26 protein-coding genes and 2 pseudogenes are annotated in these 24,633 nt (G+C 67.3%); 12 read left to right on the top strand and 16 right to left on the bottom strand.

Annotation, left to right across the window (positions count from 1 at the left end):
* Window positions 1-102: 102 nt before the first annotated feature.
* The 10 genes from AB0M97_RS19570 to AB0M97_RS19525 form a co-directional block, all read right to left on the bottom strand.
* Entirely contained in the window at window positions 103-1,272 is a 1,170-nt protein-coding gene (locus AB0M97_RS19570) for a site-specific integrase (protein ID WP_365962152.1), read from the bottom strand.
* The gene (locus AB0M97_RS19565; RefSeq protein ID WP_365962151.1) at window positions 1,272-1,454 is read right to left on the bottom strand and encodes a helix-turn-helix domain-containing protein; all 183 of its coding nucleotides are present in this window, start codon (window positions 1,452-1,454) and stop codon (window positions 1,272-1,274) included. Before AB0M97_RS19565 ends, AB0M97_RS19570 begins: the two co-directional genes overlap by 1 nt.
* Window positions 1,447-2,742, bottom strand: coding sequence for a replication initiator (locus AB0M97_RS19560; RefSeq protein ID WP_365962150.1), 1,296 nt, complete (start codon window positions 2,740-2,742; stop codon window positions 1,447-1,449). The genes AB0M97_RS19565 and AB0M97_RS19560 overlap by 8 nt, the downstream gene beginning before the upstream one ends.
* A gap of 157 nt (window positions 2,743-2,899) precedes the next feature.
* Entirely contained in the window at window positions 2,900-3,145 is a 246-nt protein-coding gene (locus tag AB0M97_RS19555) for a SpdD protein (protein ID WP_365962148.1), read from the bottom strand.
* Between the two features lie 25 nt (window positions 3,146-3,170).
* Window positions 3,171-3,365, bottom strand: coding sequence for a hypothetical protein (locus AB0M97_RS19550; protein WP_365962147.1), 195 nt, complete (start codon window positions 3,363-3,365; stop codon window positions 3,171-3,173).
* Between the two features lie 15 nt (window positions 3,366-3,380).
* Window positions 3,381-3,572: a mobile element transfer protein gene (locus AB0M97_RS19545; RefSeq protein WP_365962146.1), complete on the bottom strand. Its 192-nt coding sequence runs from the start codon at window positions 3,570-3,572 to the stop codon at window positions 3,381-3,383.
* 14 nt (window positions 3,573-3,586) lie between these two features.
* On the bottom strand, window positions 3,587-4,240 hold the full coding sequence (locus AB0M97_RS19540) for a DUF2637 domain-containing protein (protein ID WP_365962145.1): 654 nt from the start codon (window positions 4,238-4,240) through the stop codon (window positions 3,587-3,589).
* 88 nt (window positions 4,241-4,328) lie between these two features.
* On the bottom strand, window positions 4,329-5,705 hold the full coding sequence (locus AB0M97_RS19535) for an FtsK/SpoIIIE domain-containing protein (RefSeq protein WP_365962144.1): 1,377 nt from the start codon (window positions 5,703-5,705) through the stop codon (window positions 4,329-4,331).
* Window positions 5,705-6,061 carry a hypothetical protein gene (locus AB0M97_RS19530; RefSeq protein ID WP_365962143.1) on the bottom strand — a complete coding sequence of 119 codons (357 nt, stop codon included), beginning with the start codon at window positions 6,059-6,061 and terminating at the stop codon, window positions 5,705-5,707. The genes AB0M97_RS19535 and AB0M97_RS19530 overlap by 1 nt, the downstream gene beginning before the upstream one ends.
* A 155-nt stretch (window positions 6,062-6,216) precedes the next feature.
* A complete protein-coding gene (locus AB0M97_RS19525; protein WP_365962142.1) occupies window positions 6,217-7,002 on the bottom strand; it encodes a GntR family transcriptional regulator in 786 nt (261 codons plus the stop codon).
* A 106-nt stretch (window positions 7,003-7,108) separates the two neighbouring features.
* On the opposite strand from AB0M97_RS19525, the gene AB0M97_RS19520 reads away from it, so the two are divergent.
* The 4 genes from AB0M97_RS19520 to AB0M97_RS19505 are packed head-to-tail and all read left to right on the top strand — an operon-like array spanning window position 7,109 to window position 8,709.
* On the top strand, window positions 7,109-7,516 hold the full coding sequence (locus tag AB0M97_RS19520; RefSeq protein WP_365962247.1) for an NUDIX hydrolase: 408 nt from the start codon (window positions 7,109-7,111) through the stop codon (window positions 7,514-7,516).
* A 46-nt stretch (window positions 7,517-7,562) separates the two neighbouring features.
* Complete coding sequence (locus AB0M97_RS19515; RefSeq protein ID WP_365962141.1) at window positions 7,563-7,994, top strand: ATP-binding protein; 432 nt, start codon at window positions 7,563-7,565, stop codon at window positions 7,992-7,994.
* Window positions 7,988-8,335 carry a hypothetical protein gene (locus AB0M97_RS19510; RefSeq protein WP_365962140.1) on the top strand — a complete coding sequence of 116 codons (348 nt, stop codon included), beginning with the start codon at window positions 7,988-7,990 and terminating at the stop codon, window positions 8,333-8,335. Before AB0M97_RS19515 ends, AB0M97_RS19510 begins: the two co-directional genes overlap by 7 nt.
* The gene (locus AB0M97_RS19505; protein WP_365962139.1) at window positions 8,332-8,709 is read left to right on the top strand and encodes a hypothetical protein; all 378 of its coding nucleotides are present in this window, start codon (window positions 8,332-8,334) and stop codon (window positions 8,707-8,709) included. Before AB0M97_RS19510 ends, AB0M97_RS19505 begins: the two co-directional genes overlap by 4 nt.
* Window positions 8,710-9,776: 1,067 nt before the next feature.
* On the opposite strand, the gene AB0M97_RS19500 is transcribed toward AB0M97_RS19505, so the two are convergent.
* Window positions 9,777-10,367, bottom strand: a complete 591-nt coding sequence (locus AB0M97_RS19500) for a hypothetical protein (RefSeq protein ID WP_365962138.1) — start codon at window positions 10,365-10,367, stop codon at window positions 9,777-9,779.
* Between the two features lie 1,543 nt (window positions 10,368-11,910).
* Between AB0M97_RS19500 and AB0M97_RS19495 the strand changes: the two genes are divergently transcribed.
* The 4 genes from AB0M97_RS19495 (at window position 11,911) to AB0M97_RS19480 (ending at window position 13,799) form a co-directional block, all read left to right on the top strand.
* Window positions 11,911-12,240, top strand: a complete 330-nt coding sequence (locus AB0M97_RS19495) for a hypothetical protein (RefSeq protein WP_365962137.1) — start codon at window positions 11,911-11,913, stop codon at window positions 12,238-12,240.
* 310 nt (window positions 12,241-12,550) lie between these two features.
* Window positions 12,551-12,799: a hypothetical protein gene (locus AB0M97_RS19490; protein ID WP_365962136.1), complete on the top strand. Its 249-nt coding sequence runs from the start codon at window positions 12,551-12,553 to the stop codon at window positions 12,797-12,799.
* Window positions 12,796-13,161 (top strand): hypothetical protein, encoded by a 366-nt coding sequence (locus AB0M97_RS19485; protein WP_365962135.1) that lies wholly within the window; start codon window positions 12,796-12,798, stop codon window positions 13,159-13,161. Before AB0M97_RS19490 ends, AB0M97_RS19485 begins: the two co-directional genes overlap by 4 nt.
* A 41-nt stretch (window positions 13,162-13,202) precedes the next feature.
* Window positions 13,203-13,799, top strand: a complete 597-nt coding sequence (locus AB0M97_RS19480) for a hypothetical protein (RefSeq protein ID WP_365962134.1) — start codon at window positions 13,203-13,205, stop codon at window positions 13,797-13,799.
* A gap of 22 nt (window positions 13,800-13,821) precedes the next feature.
* Here AB0M97_RS19480 and AB0M97_RS19475 read toward each other — a convergent pair whose 3' ends face one another.
* Window positions 13,822-15,921, bottom strand: coding sequence for a UvrD-helicase domain-containing protein (locus AB0M97_RS19475; protein ID WP_365962133.1), 2,100 nt, complete (start codon window positions 15,919-15,921; stop codon window positions 13,822-13,824).
* Between the two features lie 293 nt (window positions 15,922-16,214).
* Here AB0M97_RS19475 and AB0M97_RS19470 point away from each other — a divergent pair.
* The 3 genes and pseudogenes from AB0M97_RS19470 to AB0M97_RS19460 all read left to right on the top strand — a co-directional run.
* Window positions 16,215-16,340: pseudogene (locus AB0M97_RS19470) on the top strand (molybdenum cofactor biosynthesis protein MoaA); the annotation flags it as partial.
* Window positions 16,341-16,751: 411 nt separating this feature from the next.
* Complete coding sequence (locus AB0M97_RS19465) at window positions 16,752-19,427, top strand: ATP/GTP-binding protein (RefSeq protein WP_365962132.1); 2,676 nt, start codon at window positions 16,752-16,754, stop codon at window positions 19,425-19,427.
* 31 nt (window positions 19,428-19,458) lie between these two features.
* Window positions 19,459-19,632, top strand: a pseudogene (locus AB0M97_RS19460) (IS5/IS1182 family transposase); the annotation flags it as partial.
* Window positions 19,633-19,681: 49 nt separating this feature from the next.
* On the opposite strand, the gene AB0M97_RS19455 reads toward AB0M97_RS19460, so the two are convergent.
* The 4 genes from AB0M97_RS19455 to AB0M97_RS19440 form a co-directional block, all read right to left on the bottom strand.
* The gene (locus AB0M97_RS19455) at window positions 19,682-19,831 is read right to left on the bottom strand and encodes a hypothetical protein (RefSeq protein ID WP_365962131.1); all 150 of its coding nucleotides are present in this window, start codon (window positions 19,829-19,831) and stop codon (window positions 19,682-19,684) included.
* Window positions 19,832-20,776: a hypothetical protein gene (locus AB0M97_RS19450; protein ID WP_365962130.1), complete on the bottom strand. Its 945-nt coding sequence runs from the start codon at window positions 20,774-20,776 to the stop codon at window positions 19,832-19,834.
* A gap of 529 nt (window positions 20,777-21,305) precedes the next feature.
* Window positions 21,306-21,629: a hypothetical protein gene (locus AB0M97_RS19445; RefSeq protein WP_365962129.1), complete on the bottom strand. Its 324-nt coding sequence runs from the start codon at window positions 21,627-21,629 to the stop codon at window positions 21,306-21,308.
* Window positions 21,626-22,840: a Shedu anti-phage system protein SduA domain-containing protein gene (locus tag AB0M97_RS19440; RefSeq protein ID WP_365962128.1), complete on the bottom strand. Its 1,215-nt coding sequence runs from the start codon at window positions 22,838-22,840 to the stop codon at window positions 21,626-21,628. The genes AB0M97_RS19445 and AB0M97_RS19440 overlap by 4 nt, the downstream gene beginning before the upstream one ends.
* 459 nt (window positions 22,841-23,299) lie before the next feature.
* Here AB0M97_RS19440 and AB0M97_RS19435 point away from each other — a divergent pair, with 459 nt between their 5' ends.
* Window positions 23,300-24,184: a phosphorothioated DNA-binding restriction endonuclease gene (locus AB0M97_RS19435; RefSeq protein ID WP_365962127.1), complete on the top strand. Its 885-nt coding sequence runs from the start codon at window positions 23,300-23,302 to the stop codon at window positions 24,182-24,184.
* Window positions 24,185-24,633 lie beyond the last annotated feature (449 nt).

The raw sequence follows: 24,633 nt of genomic DNA, 5'->3' as shown, positions 1-24,633 counted from the left end.
TAAATAGCAGCTCAGAGGGCCCTTACCGAATCGGTGAGGGCCCTCTGGCGTTGCTGCGTGTCTAACTGCGTGACTATCGATTCTTGAGTGCTTGGTGCGTGACTACGGCCGCCGTTCCTGCGCGCCGAAGATGCCGTCCATGACCACAGCGCCGGTCTGGATCACGGGCCGGATCTGCTTACGGTAGACCTCCTCAGTCACAGCCGTTCCGGAGTGCCCGACGAGCCGGGAGATCTCCTCCAGCGGCACGCCACGGTCGGACAGCAGAGACACGAAGCTGTGCCGGAGCTCCCGAGGCGTCCATTCGTCGGCGTTGATCCCGTCGATGCTTCTGAGCGCCTGACGGAAGGCCCGGCGAACGTTGGCTGCATCGAGCGGCTTACCCACAGCCGAGGAGAACACGAGCCCGTGTTCCTCCCACTTGTCGCCAGCGGCAAGTCGATCCCACCCCTGATCCTCGAACTGCTGCCACAGTGCCTCGACGCAGCGCGCCGGCCGAGCAAGCGTGCGCCGGGACTTCCGGGTCTTGGTGTCCCCGCCCCGACGAACCGAGCGCCACACCGCGATGTGCGGAGGCTGCGGCGGGTCAGCATCCGGCTTGCCCTTGAGGAAGACGTGGTCCCAGGTGAGCGCCCGCAGTTCCTCGGTACGGGCACCGGTCAGCAGAGCGACGACGATGTACGCGTACATCGAGGTCCCCTCGGCACCCTTGAGCACGGCCTCGGCCTGAGCGAAGGTGAGCGCCTTGGAGGGACGCACGGCTTGCCCCTGGGGCACCGAGCACAGCTCGACGACGTTCCGCTTCACCTTGTCCCGAGCCATGGCCCGCTTGACCGCACGGTTGAGGCACGAGTGGATCGCCTGGAGGGTGCGCGTGCTGAGCGTCTTCGCCTTGACAGCCAGCCAGCGGTCCACGTCCTCCGCGCTAAGGTCGCGGAGTTTGCGTGCGCCGAGTGACGGGATGACGTGCTTCTGGCTCAGGAGCTTGGTGGTCTCGACGGTGCTGGGGTCGAGGCCCGCCAAGCCGTAGGTGAGCCAGTCCGTCACCGCATCCTTGACCGTGTAGTTGGTGGGCGCGATGGCGAGACCGTCCTCGTGGTCCCGCAACACCTCCTTGAGCTTGTTCTTGGCCTCCGTCTTGGTCTTGCCGCTCCCCCGCTTGACGATGCGCTTTCCGCTCGGATCGAACCCGAGATTTGCCGTGGCGATCCACCGTTGCCGTCTCTCGTCCCAGTGCAGGCCGCCGTCACCGCGGCTCCGACGCTTGGTCATCAGGCCGCACGCTCCATCTGTCCCGCGATGAAGTCACGCAGAGCGATAGCAGGGATGCGCCGGCATCGGCCGATGATGACCGAGGGAAGCTGCCCCGTGCGGATCAGGTCGTACACCGTGGACCGGCCGAGCCTGAGACGGGCCATCACCTCGGCGACGGTGAGCAGTTCGTCGTCACGCACGGGTCGGTTCTCCTTCACTTCCGGGGGCGGGTTCGAGGGTTTCGGCGAGCCAGGCTTCGGCGTCGGTGAGGCCGGTTCCGGCGTAGACCCAGTGGGCGAGGACGAGGGTCGTGTCCGGGTCGGTCTCGGCCGCTGCCAGGGCTTGCGCGCGGCGCCATTCAGCGCGGACGTCGCGGAGGGCGCCGAGGGTGGTGGAGTAGCGGCGGGACTTGGTGGAGAAGTGGCCGCGGAAGCCGAGCATGTGGGCCCAGGCGCGCAGGCGGAGGTGTTCGAGGTCCTTACGGGCGCCGAGGGTCCAAGCGGTGCGGATGAGTCGGCGGGCGTGGTCGCTGATGTCGAGCTGGGCGAGTTCGGCGAGGAACTTCAGCGGCCGGTCCAGAGCTCCCGTGGCCGTCTCAGCGCCCTTGGTGGCGTACTTGGCGATGTACGCGGCGACGGCCCGCTCGGTCAGCTCCTGGCCGCCGTCGAAGTCGGCCGAGCGGATGGTGCGCACGTCGAGCTGACGGCCGAAGGCGAAGGTGTGGGCCCGGCCGTCGACGACCGGACCGTCCACGCGGGCGGCGGCAGCGGCGGCCCGGATGGCGTCGGTCAGCAGCTCGGCGGTGGCCCAGGCGGGAGGCGGGGTGTCGCCACCCTCGGGGCCGTCGATGCGGATGACGGCGTGGAAGTGGACGGCCCCGCGCTTCTGGTACTCGGCGACCTTGGCGAAGGACACCCGGGCGTACTCGCGGAAGGCCCGCTGTGTGAGTCCGGCGCGCTTGGCGACCTCCCGGCGCAGGTAGATCGAGAAGCGCCGCCACAGCGGACCGGCGTGCGCGTTCCAGAGCACGGCCGCTTCGTAGTCGTAGGTGTCCGGGTCGAGCGGGGTACCGAGGGCGGGGTCGTCCTGGTCGTGAAGGGCGCCGCAGCGGCAGCGGCGTACCGATCCGGCCGGGCCGGTGGGGCGGTTGTGGACCGGGCCGAAGCTCGGCGCGGTGAAGGTGGCGAAGACGCGCGGGTGTGCGGCGACGCGTTCGGGGACGCCCTTGCCGCCGCGCAGTCCGGAGGTGATCAGGTGGAAGGTGTCGCGGCGGTACACCTCGGCGCAGGCCGCGCAGCGGGTCGTGCGGCGGTTGTTGCAGCGGACCAGGAGGTGACCGGCCGGGAGGCTGGAGGAGTCGAGGTGGTGGAGGGCGTTGCCGATCTCGCCGGTGCGGGTGTCGACGGCGTACTCGGTGCGGTGGCCGTCGAGCCGGATCGGGTGCGTGCAGCCGCCGAGGCCGGCGAGCTGGCGCAGGAGTGCGGGCATGGTGCCGAGGGCGGCCAGTTCGCCGAGTTCGCGGAGCGGAGGCGGAGTGGCGCGGGTGATGATGGCTTCTCCTTCTGGTTACGGCTGGAGGAGAGGCCCCCGGGGCGGCGGATGCTTGGCGGTATCGAGGCCGCCCCGGGGGTCTGCAATTGGTGCGTCAGCGGCGGTGCTGGTCGCGGAGCAGTGAGCGCAGGACCACGGCGGCGACGGCCACGGATATGGCGGTGACGGCGACAGCGGCCAGGAGTGCGGTCAGCACGACGCCGCCGACGAGGACGGACGCGACCGCTCCGGTGCTGACGGAGATCTGAGGGGCGGAACGCCGCGCGGGCACTTGGTCGGCCACGGTGTGGGGATATGCGGGCGGCGGTGTCGGGTTGTCGGGGTACTTGGGCAGGAACACGGCGAAGCTATCCTTACCTACTCGTCTAGTCATGTGAGCCGTTGACGATGTCCACGCCGGAGCGCGTGCCGGACTCGATGGCGGGGGCCATGAAGGTGTCCGAGAGCCAGAAGCCGAAGAGGGCGATCAGGACGACGATCCACGTGCGGACGCCGAGGAACTTGACCGCTCCCCAGGCGAAGAAGCCGAGGAGAAGGACGAGCGGCAGGCTGACGGTCACGGTGTGCGGGTCCTTTCAGCGGACGGGGCAGCGGTGGGTACGGGCGGCCAGTTCGGCGGCGGCGCGGCTGTCGTAGTCGGCGGAGAAGCCGCAGCGCGGTGCCGTGCAGGCGGCGGTGTGCTTCTCCCGGCCGCGGCCGTCGTAGGACGTGCCGACCTGGACGGGACCGATGCGGATGACGGAGCGGAAGCGGCGGCTGGCGCTCATACGGGTGTCTCCTCTCAGAGCTGGGCGGCGATGGCGTCGGCCATGGGCGGCGGAACGCCGAGGCGGGCGCGCAGGGTCGGGGTGTCGATGGGCGTTCCGGTGCGGGCGTGGTGCTCGGCGGCGACTTTGCGGGCGTGCTCGACCAGGGCGGCCGGGACGGCGACCGGAGGCGGAGCCGGGGTCGGTGCCGGTTCGACTGCCGAAGGCGCCGGGGGTTCCGGTGCCGGAGCGGGCGCGTCCTCCTGGTCCTCGATGTCCTCGGGCTCCTTCTGGCCCACGGCGTCACTGGCCTCGTCGTGCGTGGTCGGCGTCGAATGGACGAGGAGGGTTCCGCCGAGGAAGGCGACCGCGGGCCAGCCCGCGACGAGGATGCGGAGCCAGGCCGGTACGTGGTCCAGGTCGAGCAGTCCGGCTGTGGCCACGTTCGCGCCGAGGGACGCGGCGAGGGCGATCAGGAACCAGCACCACCCGGCCGCTTTCGCGTCGCCGGTCCGCAGTCGGCGCCAGGCGGCGACGAGCAGCAGGTCGACCGAGACGGGATAGGCCCACGCCTTCCACCCGTCCTGTCCCGCCGCCGAGGCGACGTCGTGCAGGTGGGCGAAGGACAGCGCGGCGGCGATGACCGCTTGGACGAGCACCGCGTCGACGCGGGCCAGGTGGGCGCGCATGCTGCAGCTCCTTCCGGGTTCGGGCATGGGAGGGGTAGGGACATGGCGTGAGGTGGTCACGCCGACCGGGGATGAGTGCGGACGCGGGTCAGTCGCTTACCGGGTGGGGCCGCACTACGGGGCCTGGTGTCTCAGCGGGTTGTACGGGCACGTCGGGCCGGAAGGGCTTGAGTGCGGGCAGGTCGGGGACCAGGTGGGCCCACTCGCGGCAGGTTGCGGCGGCATCGGCGAGGGAGAGGTACGGCGTGCGGATGCGGGTCCAGCCGCCGGACGTGTCACCGGCCACGGCGAGGCCGGGCCGTTCGGGGGCGATGGCGCAGGCGGCGGAGACCGCCTCGGGGGCGATGTCGCCGAGTGCCATCTTGGCGGAGGCTTCGTCGTTGACGCGGTGGCAGACGCGGCCGGTCAACTGGGCCCGCAGCATGGTCGCGCCCTTGCCCAGTTCTGCGCCGAAGCGCTGCCCGCAGACCTCCAGGTAGATGCCGGCAGCCCGGCCGAGCTGGGCGAGCCGGATGAGTTGGGTGACCATCTCGTCCCGGCGTTCTTCGTCCTTCTTCGTGGCGACGAGGAAGAGTTCGGCCACCTCGTCCACGAACAGCACGACGGGCACCGGGCGTTCATGCTCGGGCAGGCCCCAGATGTCGGAGGTGATCTCCTCGTCCGGCGTGCTCGGTGCGATGCCCTGCCGGGCCTTGATCAGGTCGTAACGGTCCTCCATTTCCTTGATGAGCACGGGCAGCAGCTCGGCGGCCTGCTCCGGGTCGGTGGCGAGCGCCGACAGACGCGGAGCGAAAGGCTCCAGTTCCACACCCCGCTTGCAGTCGATGCCGACCAGGGCGACGGGCTGACGGGCGAGGCCGGTGACGAGGTGACGCAGGTACATGGACTTGCCGGAAAGCGTCGCGCCGAGAGTGAGTTGGTGCGGCACGGTGCGGTAGTCGCGTACGAAAGGAGTGGCGTCCTCGCGCAGCGCGACCGGCACCCGAAGGAGTTCCGGGCGCAGCTTGCGCGGCATACGGACCTTCCGCAGTACGTCGAAGCCGACGAGCCGCAGCTCGACCACCCCCGGCTTGAGGGTGGTCACGTAGACGGCGTGGACTCCCCAGGCGTGCCGCAGCCGTTCGGCGGAGGCGGCCACGTCGGCGGGTTCCTGCCCCGGGGCGAGCCGCAACCGGACCCGCAGCCCCGTCGTCGTCGGCCGGATGATCCCCCGACGCGGCGGCACAGGCCGGACCTCACGGCGGGTGGTGGCCTTGACCGCCAGGACCCGCAACCGGGAGGGAGCCACGGTCAGCCCGCACGCCTCCATGACCGAGCCGTATGAGCTGAGCAGTCGAACCGTGGATATCGGCAGGCCGACCGTGGACCAGTAGACGCCGGGGTGTCGCGCCCGGGCGTAGGCGGCCCCACCGCCGAGTGCCGCGACGGGACCACCCACCTCCAGAAGCGTTGCCAGGTCGGTCATCAGGCCGTGGCCCCCATGGCGGCCGGGAAGGCGGCCGGAGTGACGGCGGCGGCCCGGAAGGCGATGCCGTGCCGCTTCTGACCATTGAACACGCTCTCCCACGGCCGGGCGAGCAGACCGGGCAGGGAGACCGGGGCACCGAGGGCGAGCCCTTCCGACACCCCGCTCTCCGGAACGGTCACCTTGATCAGGGACGACTCCCCGTCCTCGATGTACACGACGCCAATCGTCATCAGCGCCTCACCGCTGATGGCGTCCTTGGCGATCTCGCCCGACTGCCGGTCGCGGACTTTGGGTTCGGGCGCCTCGGTCAGCAGGATCGTCGCGGCCGAGGTCTCCACACGGATGGTGCGCAAGATTCTTCCCATCTACTCGTCTAGACAAGATGCATCCTTCGAACCCGGCTTCACCGGGAACGTGGACCACCTTGCCACACAACTTGCCCACTCGTCTATACGAGTATGCATGCCGAGGTGTACGAGTCGAAGGAAGTGGCCTCGCGCACCGCCGATCAGGTCGCCGGAAGCTGGTAGGAGAGGACGTAAGCGTCCGCAGCCATCACCGTGTCGCAGACCTCCACGGCCCGCCCAGCACTGTCGAAGGCGGTGCGGATGAGGTGAATCACCGGCACACCGGAGGCCAGTTGCAGCGTCTTGACCTCGGACGGCGAGGGCATCCGGGCCCGGATCTCCTCCTCGAAGTGGTCGAGCTGGTGGCCCAGCTCCTCAAGTCGGGCGTAAATGCCGCCAGGCCCGGGGTTCGGCTCGGCGATCGGAGTACCGCGCGCGATGTCGAGCGGGAGGTACGACGTGGCGAATTCGACCGGTCGGCCGTCGAGCAGGTATCGGCGACGCCGGGCGAGCACGCGTCGCACGGAGCCGAGGCGGGTGGAGATGTCCTGGCCGGCCTTCTCCTCCTTCACCTCCAGACTGTCAACGGTGGGATGACTGCCGGCGGCGTCGGCCTCCACGATGAACGCGGACTTGCCCTGCTCGCGGTGACGCCGGGCGAACCGGTCGGAGGCGAGGCGGCGCACCGGAGGCCGGGGCCGGACGAAGACGCCCCTGCCGTGCTCGGCGTGCACCAAGCCCTCGCCCTGGAGGATCGAGAAGGAGTTGCGGACCGTCATCCGGGACACGCCGTAGTGCTCGACCAGCTCAGCCTCGGAGGGCAGCTTCTCCCCCTCCTTGAATCGCCCACGGTCGATGGCCTCGCGCAGTTGGTCGGCGATCTGCCGGAAGACCGCACGATCACTGGTCGGGTCGAGGCCGCCGAGAATGCTCGGTAGAGACGGCATGCGTACTCCTTTAGGTATCTAGACGAGTGGGCGAGTCTTGTTGCTACGGTGGAGAGCCTAGCCAGCGAGAGGGCCGAGGAACGTGAGAACAGAACGCCCGCACTCCGTGAGCGTCGCCGGGGTCGTCGTCGACGACAGTGGCCGGGCCCTCTTGATCAAGCGCCGCGACAACGGTAAGTGGGAGCCCCCGGGCGGGGTCCTCGAACGCGAGGAAACCATCCCCGAGGCCCTGCAGCGCGAAGTTCTCGAAGAGACCGGCATCAAGATCGCGCTTCCCGCGACCCTGACCGGCGTCTACAAGAACATGACGGGCCTGATCGTCTCCCTCGTCTTCCGCTGCCAGGCGGCCGACGGCACTCTCACCACCGGGGACGAGACCCGCGCCCTGCGCTGGGCCACCCGCGAAGAAGTCATCGAACTCGCCGACGAGGCGTACGCGATCCGCGTCCTTGACGCACTCGACGCGGCGTCCCCGCCGGCCGTCCGCGCCCACGACGGCGTGAAACTCGTCTAGTCCGCACCCGCTGCACATGGCGGCCTACCAGCACGAAGGAACTTGTATGCACGAGTATACGAGTACAGCCCGGGTCTGGGGGCTGTCTTGCCCAGGTTTCCCGGAAGAGGTCAGCCGGGCCCGCCGCTGGACGCGGGACATCCTGCGTGGATCTCCCCTGGCCGATGACGCCGAGCTGATCGTGAGCGAGCTGAGCGCGAACGCGATCCTCCACACGGCCAGTGGCCTGCGGCCGGGCAGCTTCCATCTGGCACTCGCGGTCTCACCGCAGGTGGTCGCCCTGTCGGTCACGGACGAGGGAGGCACCGGGACGGCCCCGAAGGCCGAGCATCAGGACGACCATGCCGAGCACGGCAGGGGCCTGGGCATGGTCAGCGCCATCGCTCACAGGGTCGTCGTCCACAACAGCCACAGCGGCCACACGGTCACCGCGGAACTGTTCATCGAGGCCGGACCGACAGGAGAACGTGCATGCTGACCTCCACTCTTCCCATGGCACTGAGCACGGAAAGCCAGCCTCTCCCCTACCAGTGCCGAGCCGATGCCCACCCGGTGAACGGAGCCCGTTCCATCTGCCTGGGATCACACGGCGCCATGAGCCCACGCCTGGCACTGCGCTGGTTACGAGAACGCACACGGCACATCACCGACCAGCTCGACGCCGCATATGCGCAGCCGGGCCTGCACTGGCTTACGGATGAGGCGGAGCACGAACGAGCCCTCGACTACCTGACGGCCGGCACGGGCTACGAACTCACTCTCCACGACGAGAGCACCCGCTACGCGCTGCTGGCCTGCCCAGTGGGAGTGACCCCATGAACGGACCCGTCCGCGGCTACTGGTGCGAATGCTGGACCGAGGAAGCCAGCAACACAGAAGGGCCGACACTCCTGGCATCGTTCGACGCGTACTCGGCACCCCAGGCAGACCGATGGGTCGCCATCGCTCTCCGCACCATCTCACCGGCACTCGACTCCGACGCATCAGACGAAGCATGGGCGTGGCTTTATGAGGGGCGTGCCGAGACCCGGAGAGCTCTGATGCGCTCCCAGCCGTGCAGGGTGACCATCACACATGCGAGCGTTCGCGTCACGTGGACGATCCGGCCAGTGCTCTTCCTGCCCCTCGCACACCGGCAGGACGCTGAACTCCCAGCATGCGCGTACAGCTCCACGCCCCACCACACAGACTGAGTTACAACTTTCTCTACTGGTTCAAGGCCCGCGCACAGCGCGGGCGCGCGCCGCCTCTGCGGCGCGGCCTGCCTCCTGTCTGCGCCCCGGCTGGCCGCGCCCGGCGGCGCGCTCGGCGGCTGCGGGCATGAAGTGGGGAGACACCCTCTGTGGCTGGGGCGGTCGGCTCCACGGCTTTAGGCAGCCACTTTGGGGCGAGCCTCTAAGATCATGGCCCCAACGTCGTGCTTTACGGGCAGGTCCACTGACTGCCCGACTCGCCATCAGCTTACGGGGCCATGATCACTCGCCCCAAAGCAGCTCCAGCCCAAAGCCGCTCCGCCGACCTAGTCAGACAGTCGTTCCGTACTGCCTTCCCTCCGACGACCCTGCCGAGCACAAGCATCGGAGCGGGGGGTAGTGTAAATATGTGCGCCTGACGCTACGCGGGTGGACCCGTACCGGCGGTCTGGACATTTGTCGCCGGGTTCGGTCTACTACCGGGTACCTCCGGACAGGGAAAGTGCACGACCGAAGGGCAAAGGGTGAGGGGTGCAAGGCCGATGGCCCTACACCCCTCTTGGGATTATTCAGTTGCTCAGATAGCGCCAACTATCTGGCATCACGTATCACGCGGCAGCAACCGCGTGGTGCAGCGTCCGGTAGGCGCACTCGCCCTTTCGGTCGATGCACGGAGGGAAGTTCCGCCCCTCCTCGTGGTGGCTCACCACGCCGTACTGGTCTACGTAGTACGCCGTCTGCGGCACACGCTGACCTGTTTTCCATTCACCGTTGGGCCCGAGGGGCCGGTGACGTCCTGCGAACATTGCTTAAGCCTTTCTTGGAGATGACGTGACGGTTGTTGACTTGTCTTCCAGGCGGACCCCGCCTCGGGGGGAGGAGCCGACGTCCGGGACCTGCTCGTGCGGAAGCGGATGGTTCGAACTTCGAACGGCTGATGGCTTTGGGGCCGTGTGTCTGAGCCCAGACGGCGCGGTTGCGGGGTACACCGGTCAGCCGCATTGTCGTGAGTGCGGCACCGCCTGGTCGCCGTCCTGACTCCAGGCTGATGGGTACCTCGGAACGGATCACTCCCCGGCACCCCCGTCCGGGCTACGCGGGTCGTTAGCCCGGGCGAGTTCATCGCGGATCATCATGGGGAGCACCCAAGAGCCATCCAGCATCCGTCCGACCTTCCCGGCCTTCCGGGCGCGGTGAAAGGCCATGGTGATGGCCGCGTCCGGCGTCTTCCAGTCCGGATTGACCCATCCGCGCCGTCTCCACTCCCTGCGCAGTTCCGGCATGCGCATGGGCCTGCCGGCGTCAGCCAGGATCGCTACTGCGCGGTCCGTCGTGGAGCGGGGCTCACGCTCCAAGAAGCCATGCATCTCAGTAGTAGTCGACTCGGATACTGAACCCTCTGCCACGTTCAGGGCATGTGCCGTGTCTACTTCAACGGCTTCGTGACGAAACAGCTCGCGTTGCGCTGGATTGTCACCCTGGGTAGCAAGCAGGTCGCGCAGGCTGTAAACGGCCGCAGATAGACGTTGAACTCGTTCGCGGGCATGCGCGATGTCGCGCTCGGCGCGGGCACGCACGACCGCGAGCTCACGCTCTGCGGCAGCCAGCTGCTGCTGGGTGACCTCCAGAGCGCTCTCGAGCGTGCGAGTCTCCTCCATGGAACAGAAGCATACCACGCCCCAACGCGACCCTAACGTTTACACGTTTGGAAACTGCTCACACGGCCCTGACCAGCCATTTCGTGTTCGCTGATTTGTTCTACATGTTCGGTCGAAGTCTTCTCGGTGTTCGTAGTCACGCCACGTGCTCTGCTCTTACTGGCAAATCGGGACCGTGAAGCCCTGGGCCGTCCTAGGCCGTCCGAAGCCGACCAACGCTGACAGACGCCACCCACGGTCGCCCCCACCCCGCGCCTGGGCGCCCACAGTTGATCTGCCACACTGGAAAGGTCATGCCTGCACCCGGAGAACTGAGCTGACGTGCACTGATCCGCGCATCGGGTGAGTGTTTAACTGCGTGACAACGCAGACGAACAACAGCGGACGAGCGCGGACGTCTGCGGACCATCAGTGCAGGTGAACGGCAAGCCCTCCCAAGGCGCCATGCCTGCCGAAGTTGCTTCGGGACGAAGAGGTCGTGGGTTCAAATCCCGCCACCCCGACAGAGAAGTAAAGGTCAGGGGCCTGATCCACCAAGTGGATCAGGCCCCTGACGGGTTTCTGGAGATCGTTTGGGAGAAATCTGGGAGAAGCTCTTGGTCGGCTTCTCCCAGACTGAAGGGACCGCTACCGAGCGACGTTGCGTCGCGAGCGGCTCACTCTGCTGCACGTTCGCGAATCCGGAGCACTCAGAACGGTGGACAGCCCACGTCTGGACCTGTGTTGTACGTACAGATGCATGGCCTACGCGTAAGCGCACCGGGCCGCGAAGCCCCCTCCGTTGATGCCGCGCAAACTTCGGCGCCCACTGTGGCCAGAGAGAAGCCCTTACACTCAACGTGACACAGCCAATACGCTCCGTCTGAGCGACTTGTTCGAAATTCCCGCATTGTGGGCGACCGCTTCTCCTCAGTCAGGCTTGCCGTTGGCGGAATCGAGCAGCAGTCTCCCTGGTCGTGCTCCCTCAGCTCAGTGTTCTCCTCGCTGCCGGACCGGAGGATGTGTGGTCCGGACTGCACCAGACGTCTCGGAGGGCTGCTCCGCAGACCGACACGGGTGGAGGTCAGCGGCATCATGTTCGCGCTCTCGCTCTGCTTGGCGCATCCGCGTCATGCAGCAAGAACGCCGACAGCCGGTGCCCGTAGACATCGGCCTACCCGCCGGAGCGCCTCCCCGTGCCCATCGACGACACCCTCACCATCTCGATCGACCTCGACCAGGACGAAGTCACCCTGGTCGTAGGCGCTCTCCAGTGTGCGGCCGACGAGTGTCGTGCCGCCCCCCATATGACGTATCTACGGACCAGGCCACTGGCATCACCCTGGGCCAGCTGACCGCGCGCTGGACGGACATCGCGGAGCGCAAGCTGCACTGCGCCGTGGTGAATCTGACCGCCGAGGCTGGTATCAGGTCCGGCCGGCACTCAGTGCCTGCGTCGCCCAGCTTTCCGGTGAGCTGGGCGACAGCACCCCGGCCGACGACCCGGACCGAAAGCGGATGTATCGCGCGCTGCATTTGGCACACAAGATCGCGGAAGCCACCAATGACCGATGAGGCCCCCGCGGGGCTCCGTGACAACGAGGCAGGTTGGCAGCCCGAACCCTACGTTCTGCCGCGCCTCGCCGCCGTCGACAACCTCGCCACGGCACTGTTCGGCCGGGGCTTGAGCGAGGAAGCAGCCGAGGCGCTCGCCGGGGCGGCCGTGCAGCCGGAGGACATGCGGCGGAAACTGACGGACGTCAACAAGCTGCGTGTGCAGGGCGGCACGCTACACATCGTCGAAACCCGCCTGTGGTCCGCCTCGGTGCTCCCGCACCCGGCCAACCCCCGTGAGGGTGCCTCATCCCAACGACCTGGCGCATCGCCTGGATGACGCCAAGCAGCGGCTCGTCAAGGAGAACCCCCTCGATGACGACATCGCGGCCGAAGGGGTGCTCCAGCCTCTGATGGTGGTTTCTATGGTTGTCTGTCACGAAAGGGCCCCAACGGGCCAGTCACGCTGCTGATCACCGCCGACGGTTCGAGCCGAATCAGCGCGCCTCCACCACTTGCTCAGGTACCGCCCTTCGCTAATCGCGTATGACTGGGCGAACGACGTCCAAAAGGTCCGACGGGAGGTCAATCGATGGCTCCGACTGGTACAGAAGCAGGGGTGGGACGCACTAAGTTCAACAGAGCAGGGCATGGTGCGCGCGTTGACCGTGCCCGCCCGGATCGTGGTGGGTTTCGTGCCCGACACCCGGGCCGGTGTCCGCTTCCACATTGCCGTACGAAACTTCATCGGGCTTACCCATATTCGGCCGTCCAGGCCGTACGGGTCTGCCGTGGAGAACGAGGCGAAGGGAAACGCGGTCCTCGACTCGCTGGCCGAACCCACCCGTAGCAGGCCCGCACGAATCACCCCACAGGAAAAGCGCTGTTCGCAGGCGTGATCACCGAGCAGGAAGCGGCCGAGGAGGGGTTCAGCCCACACCAGGACGTACGCACTGCGGGGATCGTCCGGACTGTACTCGGAGGCGGAACCGGCACCGCGCGACGGGTCAACGAGGGAATCCGCTCACTAGCCGCGAAGCAACGCCCCGAGCGCGAGGGCCGTGTGGATATCGCCGTAGAGCTGATCCTCCGCCCGGTGCGCACAGCCAAGAACGACGCCCTCCCGTATGTCCGCCCCCGGCGTGCCGTGCTGCAGCGTGCCTACCGCCTTCCGGAAATCAAGGAGCTGCCCGCCGACGCGCTGTTGGAGGGGGCGCTCGCAGTGGCCGATCACTGGAGGAGCTGCGGGACGCCGCGCTGAAGGAGGCTGCGGAAGGGCTCGGTGCGGGCGGCAGGCTGGGCGTGGCCCAGACGGAACTCGCGGTCAAGGCTTCCTACTACATGGTCACCGCCGGCACCATGGCGCTCCAGACCGAAGGCTCCGGCGCGGCCCGTGCACAGGACAGCCGCAGCGCGGTCGGGATACTGCGGGCGATGCTCTCCCAGCGGCGCGGGGTAATCCAGGCGTACAAGGTCGTCCGTGCGGGTCGGCTGGGCAGGCCGTTGCACGAGGTCGACGAGGACGGCGGACCGATCTGCACGGACGATGGTGGATACCGTGAGCTGACAGATGCGTTGGTCCGCCACACGTACAACGGCGAGGCACTGACCGAGGCGGTCGTGGGACTGCCCGCGGCACGAGCGCGGTGGACAACGGTGACGAAGAGCGTGGACAACCTGCGCCAAGCTGTGAGTGCCATGGAGTCCGTTCCTGCGTACGAGAGCGGCGACAGCCTGGTCAAGCGGGAGGGATGGGACCCACCCGAGATCGAGAAGGCCCGTCGCTACCTCGATAAGGTCAGCCGCACACTGGCGGACTGGGCGGATTGGTATCACGAGCAGAACGACGAACAGGGCCAGGGCGCCGACATCGATGCCACAGACGTTCGCGATCTGTAGATGGAGATACGAGTCCCATCCGTTATCGCCCCTCTGGCTGCCGGTTCACACTGCCCAGCCACAGCACGTCACGCGCTCGGGTCATGGCCACGAAGAGTTGACTGCGGTACAGCTCGTTGCGCTCGCGTTCGGTTTCGGAGGCTTCCGCGTAGGGCGTACGGGAGCCGTTCGCCAAGGCCGCGTCGTGCTCTGGGAGGTAGACACGCTTGAACTCCAAGCCCTTGGCTCGGCGGTAGCTGCCGAGTTTGACGGCGTCGACGGGGCGGCCGTCGTAGTGCTCCAGCAGACATACGGAGATGCCCGCCCGTTCAAGGAGCCGCTGGTAGTGGCCGATGGCGCGCATGGACGGGCACAGCACCGCGGTGTCCGGGCGAGCTCCGGGCGGCAGGTCGCGCAGTGCCTCCAGGAGGGCCTGGTCGTGCTCGGCCGGTGTCGGCTTCGAAACGCGGATCACGTTGCCGTCGTGATACGTGAGGTCGACGTCTCGGCGGCCTGGCGTTCGGAGCCCGTCGATGTCCTCGAAAGAGTCCTCGGCGACGACCGCGAGCGCGGTTTCGAGGATCTCCTTGCTGTTGCGGTAGTTGGTGCGCAGCACTTGCCCGCGGTCGCCGCGGATGTCAATGCCGGCGTCGGACAGGCGGAAACCGCCGGGGTAGACGGCCTGTTGGCCGTCGCCGACCAGCAGCAGCCCGTTGGGCGCATCGCCGACGAGAGCGTGCAGGAGCCGTACTCCGACCAAGGTCAGGTCTTGGACCTCGTCGACGATCACTGCCGAATAGCGGTGTTGTGCTGTATTGCGCCGCGCTTCTGCGAGGGCGAGGGAAAGGACGTCGTTGAAGTCGTGCACGCCTCGCTCGATGCGGAGGGCCTCGTACGCCTCGTACAGAGCCCAGACGGCCTGCCGATGCGGACGCCGCAAACTCGCGCGACGGCGTCGGCGGGGCACTGTGGCATATTCCTCGAAGGACGTGATGCCGCGACCCTTGATGACGTGATCGATCTCCTCCTTCCAGTATCCCGGGGCCGGGTCGATCTCGGTCAGGCAGCTGCCGCGGCCAACGTGCTTCCAGGCGAGGCTGAAAGCCGTCTGGGCCTTGTCTCCGTGCAACCGGACGGGGACACCGCTGTCGTGAAGGAACTCCTGGGCCCAGGAGTGCAGGCTTCGGAAGTCGACCCTGTCGGCCACGGCGGGGGACATGGTCTTGAGGAAGGTGGCCGTCACCCGCGGGAGGTTGTTGGCGAAGGTGACGTACAGGAGCCGGCCAGTGGTGCGCTGGGCGAGGTGTGCCGCGCGGTGCAGGCCGACGACGGTCTTGCCAGTGCCTGCAGGCCCGCTGATCCGTGCGGGGCCGGCCCAGTTGCGGCGTACCAGAGCTACCTGATCGGGGTGGAGGAAGGTCATCCACTGTTCGATCGGGGCCCTCAGCGCTTCTTCCAGAGCCGCCTCGCGCAGTCCCTCCAGGTCGAACAAGCCGTCGGACAGCTCCTTTTGAGGCTGCGCCTGAGGCGGGGACGGTGCTGTCTGCGTTACGGACGATCCCTCGTACCCGGGGAAGACTCGCTCCAGGTGGTCGGCGATGGCACGTACGGATTCGGCGCGAAGTCGACTGCGCTCCGACAGCAGAGCCGGCCCGACCTCATGCTCCCCCAGTAACCGGATCCTGCCCAGCCCTGCATCGACGCTGTGGCCCGCGAAAACCATGAGGGGTTGGACCGCGACCGGGGACATTCCCAGGGAGGCCACCGCCGACTCGGCCGCCTTCGTCACGGCCAGGAGTTTGGCCGCGTGCTCATCGCGGGGTTCTCCACCGGCGCGGAGCTTTCCCTCCGAAGTCTCTGGTGCCGAGCGCCAGTTCTTGACGTCGAGAACGAACACACCGCCGGGACCGACCAACAGCATGTCCACGTTGGCCGCCTGCGTTCCCGGCCACCTGCGGTCAACCAGCAACCGCCACCCGCGCGCTGTCAGGACCAACAGCTGTGCGGCGATCCTGAGTTCGCCCTCGCTGGCGGCTTCCCAACGGCGTGCCTGCTGCCGGGCCGTCTGCCACTGCTCCCTGAGCAGCCGCTCCTGGCGCCGCGCCTCCTGCGCCCGCCGCGATGCCGATCCACCAGCCGCCATGCCACGCTCCCTCGTACGCAGAGTAGTGATCTTAAGACGATCAGCGATGGACAGGGCAGGGCGCACGACTGGCCAAGTTCATCCCCACCGAACGACTTCAGCCATGCAGGCGGTCATCGGGCACATGGCGTTGAAGCCGGCGCCCCGTCGATAGACCACGCGCCACCGAGAAAGTTGCGCCGCCGTGGCCGGTCAGGGATTCCGCAGTGGATGAAGGGCCTGTCACTGGCTGGCCTTCAAGCGCACGTAACGGCTGACGCTGCGCTGACCGACTCGCCGTCACGCGACAACGCGCCAACCGCATCGAGATCACGCCTACGGGCGTGGCCCGCCCCTGCATCCTCCACAACCGCGACATCCCCCTGAAGCCCCACCTCGCCGAGCGCACCCTCGGCGACGCCTTCGCCCACCTCTTCCAGCATGACTCCGCAGTCCCCACTCGGCTTCCTGGACGCCAACACCCTGGAGGAGCTGGCCCGCGTCATCTGCGGCGACGAGCACCTCTATTACCGCAAGGGTTACGAGATCGCCCGCTTTCTGGAGCACGCCGAATGGCAGCGGGTGCCTGAGTACGACGGAGAGTACCGCAGGGAGTGGATTCTTACCCGACTCACCGAGCGCCGAGAGGACCCCACGGAGCTGCAAAAAGAGCTGTTCAGTGGGGATGCTGGTGCTCCATTCGAAGCAGCGTGCTTCAGGGCTGTCCGGACTCCAGAGTTTCAAGTACGGCTTCATGTCGTCCGACGCCGAGCACCGAGGGTTGGCACGGGCTTGCCAGACCGCCCTCAAGGCGACGTAGATTGGTTCCAGTTTGATTGTCAGGGGGAGCGGTGGCAGGGCGGGATCTTCGAACGCTATTCAGCTCGAACGACCGGAGCATCTCCGCCAGCGAGGCCTTCACGAACCGGCAGACACAGTGGCAAGCCGTTACGTCCAGCCTCGCAGAGCACATTCGGAGCGTGGGCCGTGCGGACTTCGACGTGGAGGACCTGGAGGCTCCCCGCCGAAACATCCTCGTCTTCCACGGCGTGGGCGGGATCGGCAAATCCACGCTCTCCCGCAAGATCGAGGCGTCGCTCGCCAGCAGCGCGCACCGCCCCGCGCAGTGGGAGCCACCGTCCCACCCCGAGCAACGGACTTTGCCGGTCCGCATCGACCTCGCGCGTGCCGCAGGCATGGACTTCGAGCGCGTCATCCTCACCATCCGCCTCGCCGTCGCCGCGCTCGGCCGACCGATGCCCGCCTTTGATCTGGCGTTGCGCCGCTACTGGGAGCACAACCACCCGGGTGAATCGATCGAAGACTACCTGCGCCGGGGCGGGCTGCTGAGCCGCTTCAGCGCCGCTGCCGCCCTGCCTCAGCAGATGCAGTCCGCCCTCAGCGACGTCGCCCAGGCCCTGCTCCTGCCTGGCACCGTCGGGGGCGCACTCGGCCACGGGGCCGGAGCGCTCATCAAGGCGTTACGCGAGCGGCGCCAGTCCGTACGCGCCCTCGCCGACTGCTCGCGCCTGGCCGACCTCCTGGAGGTCGACCCCGACCTGGAAGCCCTCAGCTTCTACCCGCACCTTCTCGCCTGGGACCTGGCCCAACTCCCGCCCGGCAAGAGCGCACTGCCCGTGATCCTGCTGGACACCTTCGAAGACACAGGCGACCGCACCCACCGTGACTTCGAACGCCTCCTCCAGCGCATCGTGTGGCTCATGCCCAACGCATTCTTCGTCATCACCGGACGCAACCGCCTCCAGTGGGCGGAGACGAGCCTGGAAGGGCAACTCGACTGGACCGGACCGAACTCCTGGCCCGGCCTCGTTCCCGGCGACGCTGCATATACACAGTCGAATACGCCCAGCCGCCAGATCCTGATCGGCGACTTCTCGCTCGAAGACTGCGAGAACTACCTGACCCGCAGGCTCAGTCGCGGAGGGCAGCCGCTGATCGACGAACCGGTCCGTCGGATCATCGCCGAGCGCTCCCACGGGCTGCCCCTGTATCTGGACCTGTCGGTCATGCGCTACCTGGAGCTGCGGCGTGGCGGCGGGCAACCGCAGGTCACCGACTTCGACCATGACTTTCCCGCCCTGATCACCCGTACCCTGAGCGACCTGACTGCCGAGGAGCGCCACGTGCTCCGCTCGGTCAGCCTGCTCAGCGCATTCTCTGTGCCCCTAGCCACCAAAGTGGCCGGCATGGACCACGACTCGCCCGCCCTCCGCCTGATTGAGCGTCCCTTCATCCGGGAGTCCTCTTCTGGCGTATGGCCTTTCCATATCCACGACCTCATCAGATCCGCCATCCGTAATGCGGACGACGGCAGTGACGACCGCTGGTCGCAAGAGGACTGGCAGCGCGCGGCCCAGCGTGGATTCCATGCCCTCGAAGAACAGTGGCGCCACGATGTGAGACGCGACCGAACCGTCCTTGTCGGTTGCCTTCAGCAAGGTCTGCTTCTCGCACGGGACTTCGATCTCGATGTCGACTGGCTCGGGGATGCCGCATTCCAGTACGTGGCAGATTCCATATGGGAACCGCTCTCGCTACCCGAAGCGAGTGACACGGTGTCGGGCGGCCTGCAGACTGCCGCAGATGCCCTGGTGGAAACACTCAGCGCCATCGCCCGCCGCCAGCACGAGCACCGTGAACGTACGGTCAGTCGGCTTTCTGCCGTCCTGGCATCAGGGCTGCTCCCCGACGAGCTCGTCGAACTGGCCACGTACCACCTGGCGAAGGCCCAGCGAGACCTCGGACTGACCGACGCTTCACGTCGGGGCATGCAGCGTGTTGTCTCCGTCGGCGGTCGGCTGGCTTTTGCCGCCGGACGCGGCCTGGCGCATCTGAGCCGACTGTCCGGAGACTTCCCTGCAGCGGTAGATGCCGCCGGAAGGCTGGGCTGGGAAGGGCGCCACCAGCGAGTCCTCGGGGACGTGTGGTGGGTCCAAGGAGATATGAACCGGGCGGCAGCCGCCTATCGCGCAGCCCGGAGCGAAGCCGAACAGAACGATGTGGTCGGCGAGACCGCAATGTCCCAGGCGCATCTCGCCTTCGCCGTCGCTTTCACTGACCCTGTTCAGGCCGATGACGAGCTCGACCTGGCAGACCGGTTGTTGTCGCGCCTCAGGCTGCGCTCCGCCGAGATGACCGCTCGCATCGCCGCATTGGTACGCGATGCCGGGTACGCCGCAGACGTACCCGACCGGGCAGCCGTCCTCCTCGCCGAAATCAGTGTCTCCGGGATCTCCTACGCCGCAGCCAAGCTCCAACTGGCCCTGTGCTTCCACCATGCGGTTTTCGACGCCCGCGACGAACTCGCGGCCGGAATCTCCCGCTTGCGCGAGCTGACAGACAGCGGCGATTACGCGTACTACGTCGAGATCGCCCACTTCATGGCCGACCTCCCGCTCTCCACGGACACCGCACGAGCACGGTGGATCGATGGGGAACAACGGACCCGCGAACGATGGCGCAACATAGTGATGACCCGCCGTAATCACCTCGAGGCGGCTCAATAACAGAAGGCTGCGCCGTGGACTCGTCATCTGCGGCGGCAGGCCGCCGGCTTTCGACCGCGACGCCTACATACGACGCACCACCGTCGAGCGATGTATCAACAAGCTCAAGCAACGGTGCGGCCTAGCCACACGCTTCGACAAGACCGCAACCATCTACCTCGCCGGGCTGCACCTCGCCGCCAACATCGTCTGGTCAGCGAGGTGATCCGGCAGAATCGGCCCAGTCGCTGGGCCAAGCATGTTGGCTCGGTCGCCTAGTGACTTGTCCCGTACAGCGTCAGCATCAGGGTCACGACGGCAACGCCCACCAAGAGCGAGGCGCCAAGCTGTTCGTCGCGCCGAACTTCGCGCACGACGAAGAAGCCGACGATGGCGATCAGGGTGAGAGTGGGCATGTCAGGCATTCACGCCTCCCGCTCTTCTGCTGCACAGTCATCGGCTCGACCGATGGCAACCGACTGGGCCGCTCGGATGCGGGACGTTTCCTCGCCATCCTGCCTGTGGCGCGCGCGGTGACCGAGCCGCTTGAGCTTGCGGCGTACTCGCTCGCCCAAAGCCTCGGCGTCACCCGGCACCTGCGCCTGGGAGGTGAGGGCCAACACGGTAGTGGCCGCCCCGGTCCAACTCGACGTCCCCGGACGGGACCAGGCGAGCGCGACGGCCCTTTCGATGGGGGACATCTGCTCCAGCACGGCGATCACACGCGGGTTGTTAGACAACGTTCCCGTAAGGATGTCGGCGGGGTCGGGACCTCCTGCGACAAGGTCGGCGAGGGTCAACCCATTGTCCAGAATCGGGGCATCGAGGCTGAGCAGCCGCTCCCCGGCGCAGCGCCTGCGCCACAGGGGGGTGAGCTGCCGGTGGATCTCCTTCACCTCGCTAATCAGTTGGGCGAGTGCCCCCCGGCGGATGGTGCCGTGTGTGTACCGGGTGCTTGCCCAGTCGCCGAGGAGAGCCGTGGCCACCGGTTCCTGCCAGCGCGCGCCCCACCACAGGCCCAGGTCAACGGCCATGAACTTCTCGATGAGTTCTGTGTTGCCGAGCGCGGCCTCGTTCCGTGCCTCCACGGCCCGTGCCGTGAACGTGGCCTCACGGGCTTCGGCACGGGCCTGCGGAGACTTCGGCCTCTCAATGATCCGCCCATCAACGGCGACTCGAGGCCATCTCACGTAGTCGACCTCCCCCTCAGTCCAGGTCCGCACGATTTCCCCCGGGCCGAGTCGGCTGTTCTCCATGAAAAGGCGTCCTGCCAGCAGCCGTCCACCATCCTCGTCATTTCCGAAGTAGAAGTAGGAGCTGTCGCGCACGTCCCCATGGCCCGCATATGCGATGAGGTCGTCCTGATCCAATACAGGGCAACCGTGAGCGGACTGTGGACCGATAGGAACCTGCTTCGGTTCCGGAAGTACCCGCCACCGCCTCACCAGGCCGTATTGCGCCCAGAAGGCGTCAATGTCCTCGGGTTCTTCCGTGTCAGACGCGTCGGACACGGAGGGCGGGACGGTCACAGGCGGGGTTGTCACTTCCACTGCCTGCGGTACCTCGGGAGCTTCGGGCGTCATGGGTGGTGCCTCCGGAGATGAATGTCGAGCCTGTCCTCTCTCGGGCGCCGCAACGCACGGAACCGGCAGTCCTCACCCCGAAATCTTGAGTGATCTGCGTCACGCTTCCGGTGAACCGGGCTGACGTACCTGGCTCGCCGACCATCTGGCTCCTTATTTCCGTGCTCCCCCCTCTCCCCCCCCCGCGAGCCCTCGCTAAGAATGGCTACGCAATTCGGGACGAAGAGGTCGTGGGGTTCGAATCTCACCACCGTAGAAAAACACCAGGTCAGGTGCCTACTGGATCCAGTAGGCACCTGACCTGCTTTTGTACGCCTCAGGCGCGCCCCGGGCGCAGATGGCGGGAGGCTGCCAGGCAGGAGGACAGCCATGTCGCCTCAGAGCGGTTGATGATCAGGTCGGCCACAGTGATCACCGCTTCCATCGCTCCGTCGAGCCGTATCGAATGATCACCGACCCGGACCATCTCCCAGTCCACGTCGCTGTGCCAGAGTCGGGCGGTCTTGTCGCCCCGCCGCTGAGCGAAGACGAGTTCCTCGCCGTGCTCGTTCATGAAGTAGCCGACGTAGTCCTTGCCACTGATGGCGCCACCACAGAGCCTCGCCAGGAGCGGCTCGATCGCGGGAGAGTCGTCGTTCATGCCGTGTGTCCGTCAACTTGGCCGGAGCTCTGCTCGGCCGACGAGAGCGCCAGCATCCGCTCCGCAGACTCCAGCAAGGTCTCGTAGGTGATCACTTCTATACGTGCCATATGCGTGTTGTAGGTTCGCAGCGTGTCCGCTACCTGCTGGGGTGTGATCCCCTCACTCACGTACTGCGGATGTCCGATCACGAGTGTGGCGGAGGCCCTGCGCGTGTCGACCCCGTACCGCGCGAGGATGGTTTCACGGCCCTCGTCCAAAGTCCGTAGGTAGTTCTGCGTCTGCGAAACGGCGCGATGGACCGGGGCGCCCAGCATGAGTTGGCCGCTGGGCCGGATGACCAGTTTCTCGATGTTGGCGCGCTTGAGCTCCACCACATGCAAGGAGCCGTCCCCTCGCAGCAGTGGAATGTCGAGAATGGTGTCCGGGGTGTACTGGCGGCGGGCCAACTCAGCCACGAAGGCACCGCCGAAGATCCACTCCTGGTTCTTCAGGCAGGAGTGGAGGGCACCCTCGGAGCTCTCAGGGCGGTCCACTGCGGCGCGCAGGGAGGCGAGGCCCGCCCGCCTGGCCCGCAGTTCCAGCAACTGAGCCAGCATTCCAGCGTCCGCATCCTCCAGGAACTCGCTCATCATCCGGGCGGTCTCGGCGCTGGCCGGTCGGGGCAGATCCCGCAGGGTCAGCTCCATGTGCCCGTACTCCTGGAGGCGCTTGAGGTACTTGGTGGACAGTTGGATTCCGCCCTCGCCGTCTCCGATACCCAGATGGTCGGCGGACCGGGCGATGCCGCGGAAGAGAGCAAGAGCGTCGGTGAAACTCGCATCGGCATTTTTGGCGCGCAGCGCCTCCAGGGCGGACACGGCTCGATCAGCGCCCATGGCAGCCATTCGCCGCATGTACTTCTCGCTCCGCTGCCGCGCCTCCGCATCGTAGTAAGTCTCAATGGTGTCAAGGAAGAGTTTGCCGCCCGCATAGCCGGCGAACCTCTGGAAGCGCTGAGCCAGCGCGAACTCCTCATGGAGCAGGCACTGTTGGGCCACATCTTCCAGGGCGTTCACCAGCGGTCTTCCCTTGCCGTACGTCCCGCCGAAGCCATCGCCCATGATGCGCAGCACCGCGTCGATCCGTTCACGCACGCCAGCGTGCTCGGTGAGTTTTCGCGCTTCTTCGACCATGAGCCTGAGCGAGTAGCTGGACCGGAATATCGCCATGCCGGGACTCTAAGAGTCGGCACTGACAACGTCGGCGCTGACAACTATGGGTCGCAGCAGTACGAGAGGCCCACGGCACCGCCGCTGCGGTAATCGGACGTCGGGAGCCGATCAATGAGCGTCCACCGCGTTCGCGTTTCGCCTCGAGGCGTGCGCTGGGACGGTGTTCTCGGAGGCCTCTCCTGGATGCTCGAAGAGAGTGGACGTCCGCTTCGCCAGTCTGAGCCGGGTGCCGGCCATCTTCGTCTGGGCCGGCGTCAGGCACTTTGCCGACCGTCCCGGAGCGCCGGCACGGAGCGAGTGCAGTTCCACGGCGCTGCCCTTCACCTTGTCCCGCGCCATCGTGCGCTTGACCGCGCGGTTCAGGTGCACGAGCGGATCCCTTCCAGCGGCGAGTGCCGGAGGGCGCAGTACCCCGCACCGCGTGATGTGCGGCGACGCGTCGCTACGATCACGGTCATGGATTGGCTGGAGCGCGCCGCGAGTCTCAGGCAGTGGAGCCGGGACGGGGTAAGGGCACCGCACAAGCCGTTGCTGCTGCTGTACGCGCTGGGCCGTTTCCAGGCCGACGCCGAGGGCGAGTTGCGCTACAGCGCGGTGGAAGCCGATCTCAAGCAACTGCTGACGGAGTACGGTCCCGCGCGCAGGACCACGCCCGCCTACCCCTTCCATCACCTGGCCAGTGATGAGGTGTGGGAGGTGCGCACCGATCGCGGCCTCGGCAGCCCCGGCACCACCGTCACGGAACTGCGGGCCAGCGGCGCCACCGGACGTCTGGCCCCCGACCTGCGCGCGGCACTGCGCCGCGAGCCCTCCCTCCTGGGCCGCATGGCGAGGGTCCTGCTGGACCTGCATTTCCCGCCCTCGCTCCATCCGGACCTGTGCGATGCGGTCGGCCTGGAACTGGAGCTGGCAGAGACCGACGCCCTCACCGCTCCTGAGCAACGCCAACGCGACCGGCGTATGCGGGAGTTGGTTTTGACTGCCTATGAGTACCAGTGCGCCTTCTGCGGCTACGACGGCATGATGCCCGTCGCGCTGGAGGCCGCACACGTGCGCTGGTGGGCCTACGACGGCCCGGACGACGTCGACAACGGACTGTGCCTGTGCTCCCTGCACCACAAGCTCTTCGACAAAGGCGTCCTTGGCATAGGAGACAGCCACCGCATCATGGTTTCCCAGCACTTCGTCGGCCGCAGCCCCGCCGCCCGCGACCACGTCATCTCACTCGCCGGTCGCCCACTCATCGGTCCCCAGCCCGGCATCCGGCCCGTCGCGGCGACCCACCGCGCCTGGCACACCAGCCAGGTCTTCAAGGGCTCCCCACGCCCCACCACCGCCTGACGTCGATGTGCCCGATCGTCCGCAGCAAGTCCCCCTCCTCGTCCACCGCGGCCTGCTGGAAGGCTCCGGCTGCTTCCATGGCAGCCGCCGCGGGCTCCTTGCTGGGAAGCTGGCCACTGCCGGCAGCCGGTCGGCTTCCACCATCGCCGCCGGAGTCGTCGCATCCGGCCAGCGGCAGCGCCGCCATCGCGAGCGTCCCAGCGGCACGTCCGACCCGGGCAGCCATGCCCTGTCCGCCACCTCTTCATCGGCCCTCTCCCAAGCGCCGTTCGGAGGTGGATCAGAGCACATGGCCGGAAGGTGGGAGGGCTGCGGGACCTGGATGTCCGGCGTCGAGCAAGGTCGGCCCATGGCCGGACTCGTTGTCGGGCAGGGTGGGGAAAGCCCGGTGGGTGTGGCTGACCCGGTGGCGATGTTCGCGCCACCCGGGCATCGGCGCGGCCGGCCGA

Source organism: Streptomyces sp. NPDC051207 (assembly GCF_040682395.1).
Lineage (GTDB): Bacteria > Actinomycetota > Actinomycetes > Streptomycetales > Streptomycetaceae > Streptomyces.
This window is presented reverse-complemented; position numbering and strand designations above follow the sequence as displayed.

Excerpts from the sequence above, each read along its gene's own strand:
- AB0M97_RS19475 (WP_365962133.1), bottom strand. The coding sequence starts at position 15,921 with ATGGCGGCTGGTGGATCGGCATCGCGGCGGGCGCAGGAGGCGCGGCGC.
- AB0M97_RS19570 (WP_365962152.1), bottom strand. The coding sequence starts at position 1,272 with ATGACCAAGCGTCGGAGCCGCGGTGACGGCGGCCTGCACTGGGACGAG.
- AB0M97_RS19540 (WP_365962145.1), bottom strand. The coding sequence starts at position 4,240 with ATGCGCGCCCACCTGGCCCGCGTCGACGCGGTGCTCGTCCAAGCGGTC.
- AB0M97_RS19545 (WP_365962146.1), bottom strand. The coding sequence starts at position 3,572 with ATGAGCGCCAGCCGCCGCTTCCGCTCCGTCATCCGCATCGGTCCCGTC.
- AB0M97_RS19490 (WP_365962136.1), top strand. The coding sequence starts at position 12,551 with ATGGTGCGCGCGTTGACCGTGCCCGCCCGGATCGTGGTGGGTTTCGTG.
- AB0M97_RS19495 (WP_365962137.1), top strand. The coding sequence starts at position 11,911 with ATGACCGATGAGGCCCCCGCGGGGCTCCGTGACAACGAGGCAGGTTGG.
- AB0M97_RS19435 (WP_365962127.1), top strand. The coding sequence starts at position 23,300 with ATGGATTGGCTGGAGCGCGCCGCGAGTCTCAGGCAGTGGAGCCGGGAC.
- AB0M97_RS19455 (WP_365962131.1), bottom strand. The coding sequence starts at position 19,831 with ATGCCTGACATGCCCACTCTCACCCTGATCGCCATCGTCGGCTTCTTC.
- AB0M97_RS19515 (WP_365962141.1), top strand. The coding sequence starts at position 7,563 with ATGCACGAGTATACGAGTACAGCCCGGGTCTGGGGGCTGTCTTGCCCA.
- AB0M97_RS19500 (WP_365962138.1), bottom strand. The coding sequence starts at position 10,367 with ATGGAGGAGACTCGCACGCTCGAGAGCGCTCTGGAGGTCACCCAGCAG.
- AB0M97_RS19445 (WP_365962129.1), bottom strand. The coding sequence starts at position 21,629 with ATGAACGACGACTCTCCCGCGATCGAGCCGCTCCTGGCGAGGCTCTGT.
- AB0M97_RS19560 (WP_365962150.1), bottom strand. The coding sequence starts at position 2,742 with ATGCCCGCACTCCTGCGCCAGCTCGCCGGCCTCGGCGGCTGCACGCAC.
- AB0M97_RS19510 (WP_365962140.1), top strand. The coding sequence starts at position 7,988 with ATGCTGACCTCCACTCTTCCCATGGCACTGAGCACGGAAAGCCAGCCT.
- AB0M97_RS19440 (WP_365962128.1), bottom strand. The coding sequence starts at position 22,840 with ATGGCGATATTCCGGTCCAGCTACTCGCTCAGGCTCATGGTCGAAGAA.
- AB0M97_RS19535 (WP_365962144.1), bottom strand. The coding sequence starts at position 5,705 with ATGACCGACCTGGCAACGCTTCTGGAGGTGGGTGGTCCCGTCGCGGCA.
- AB0M97_RS19505 (WP_365962139.1), top strand. The coding sequence starts at position 8,332 with ATGAACGGACCCGTCCGCGGCTACTGGTGCGAATGCTGGACCGAGGAA.
- AB0M97_RS19525 (WP_365962142.1), bottom strand. The coding sequence starts at position 7,002 with ATGCCGTCTCTACCGAGCATTCTCGGCGGCCTCGACCCGACCAGTGAT.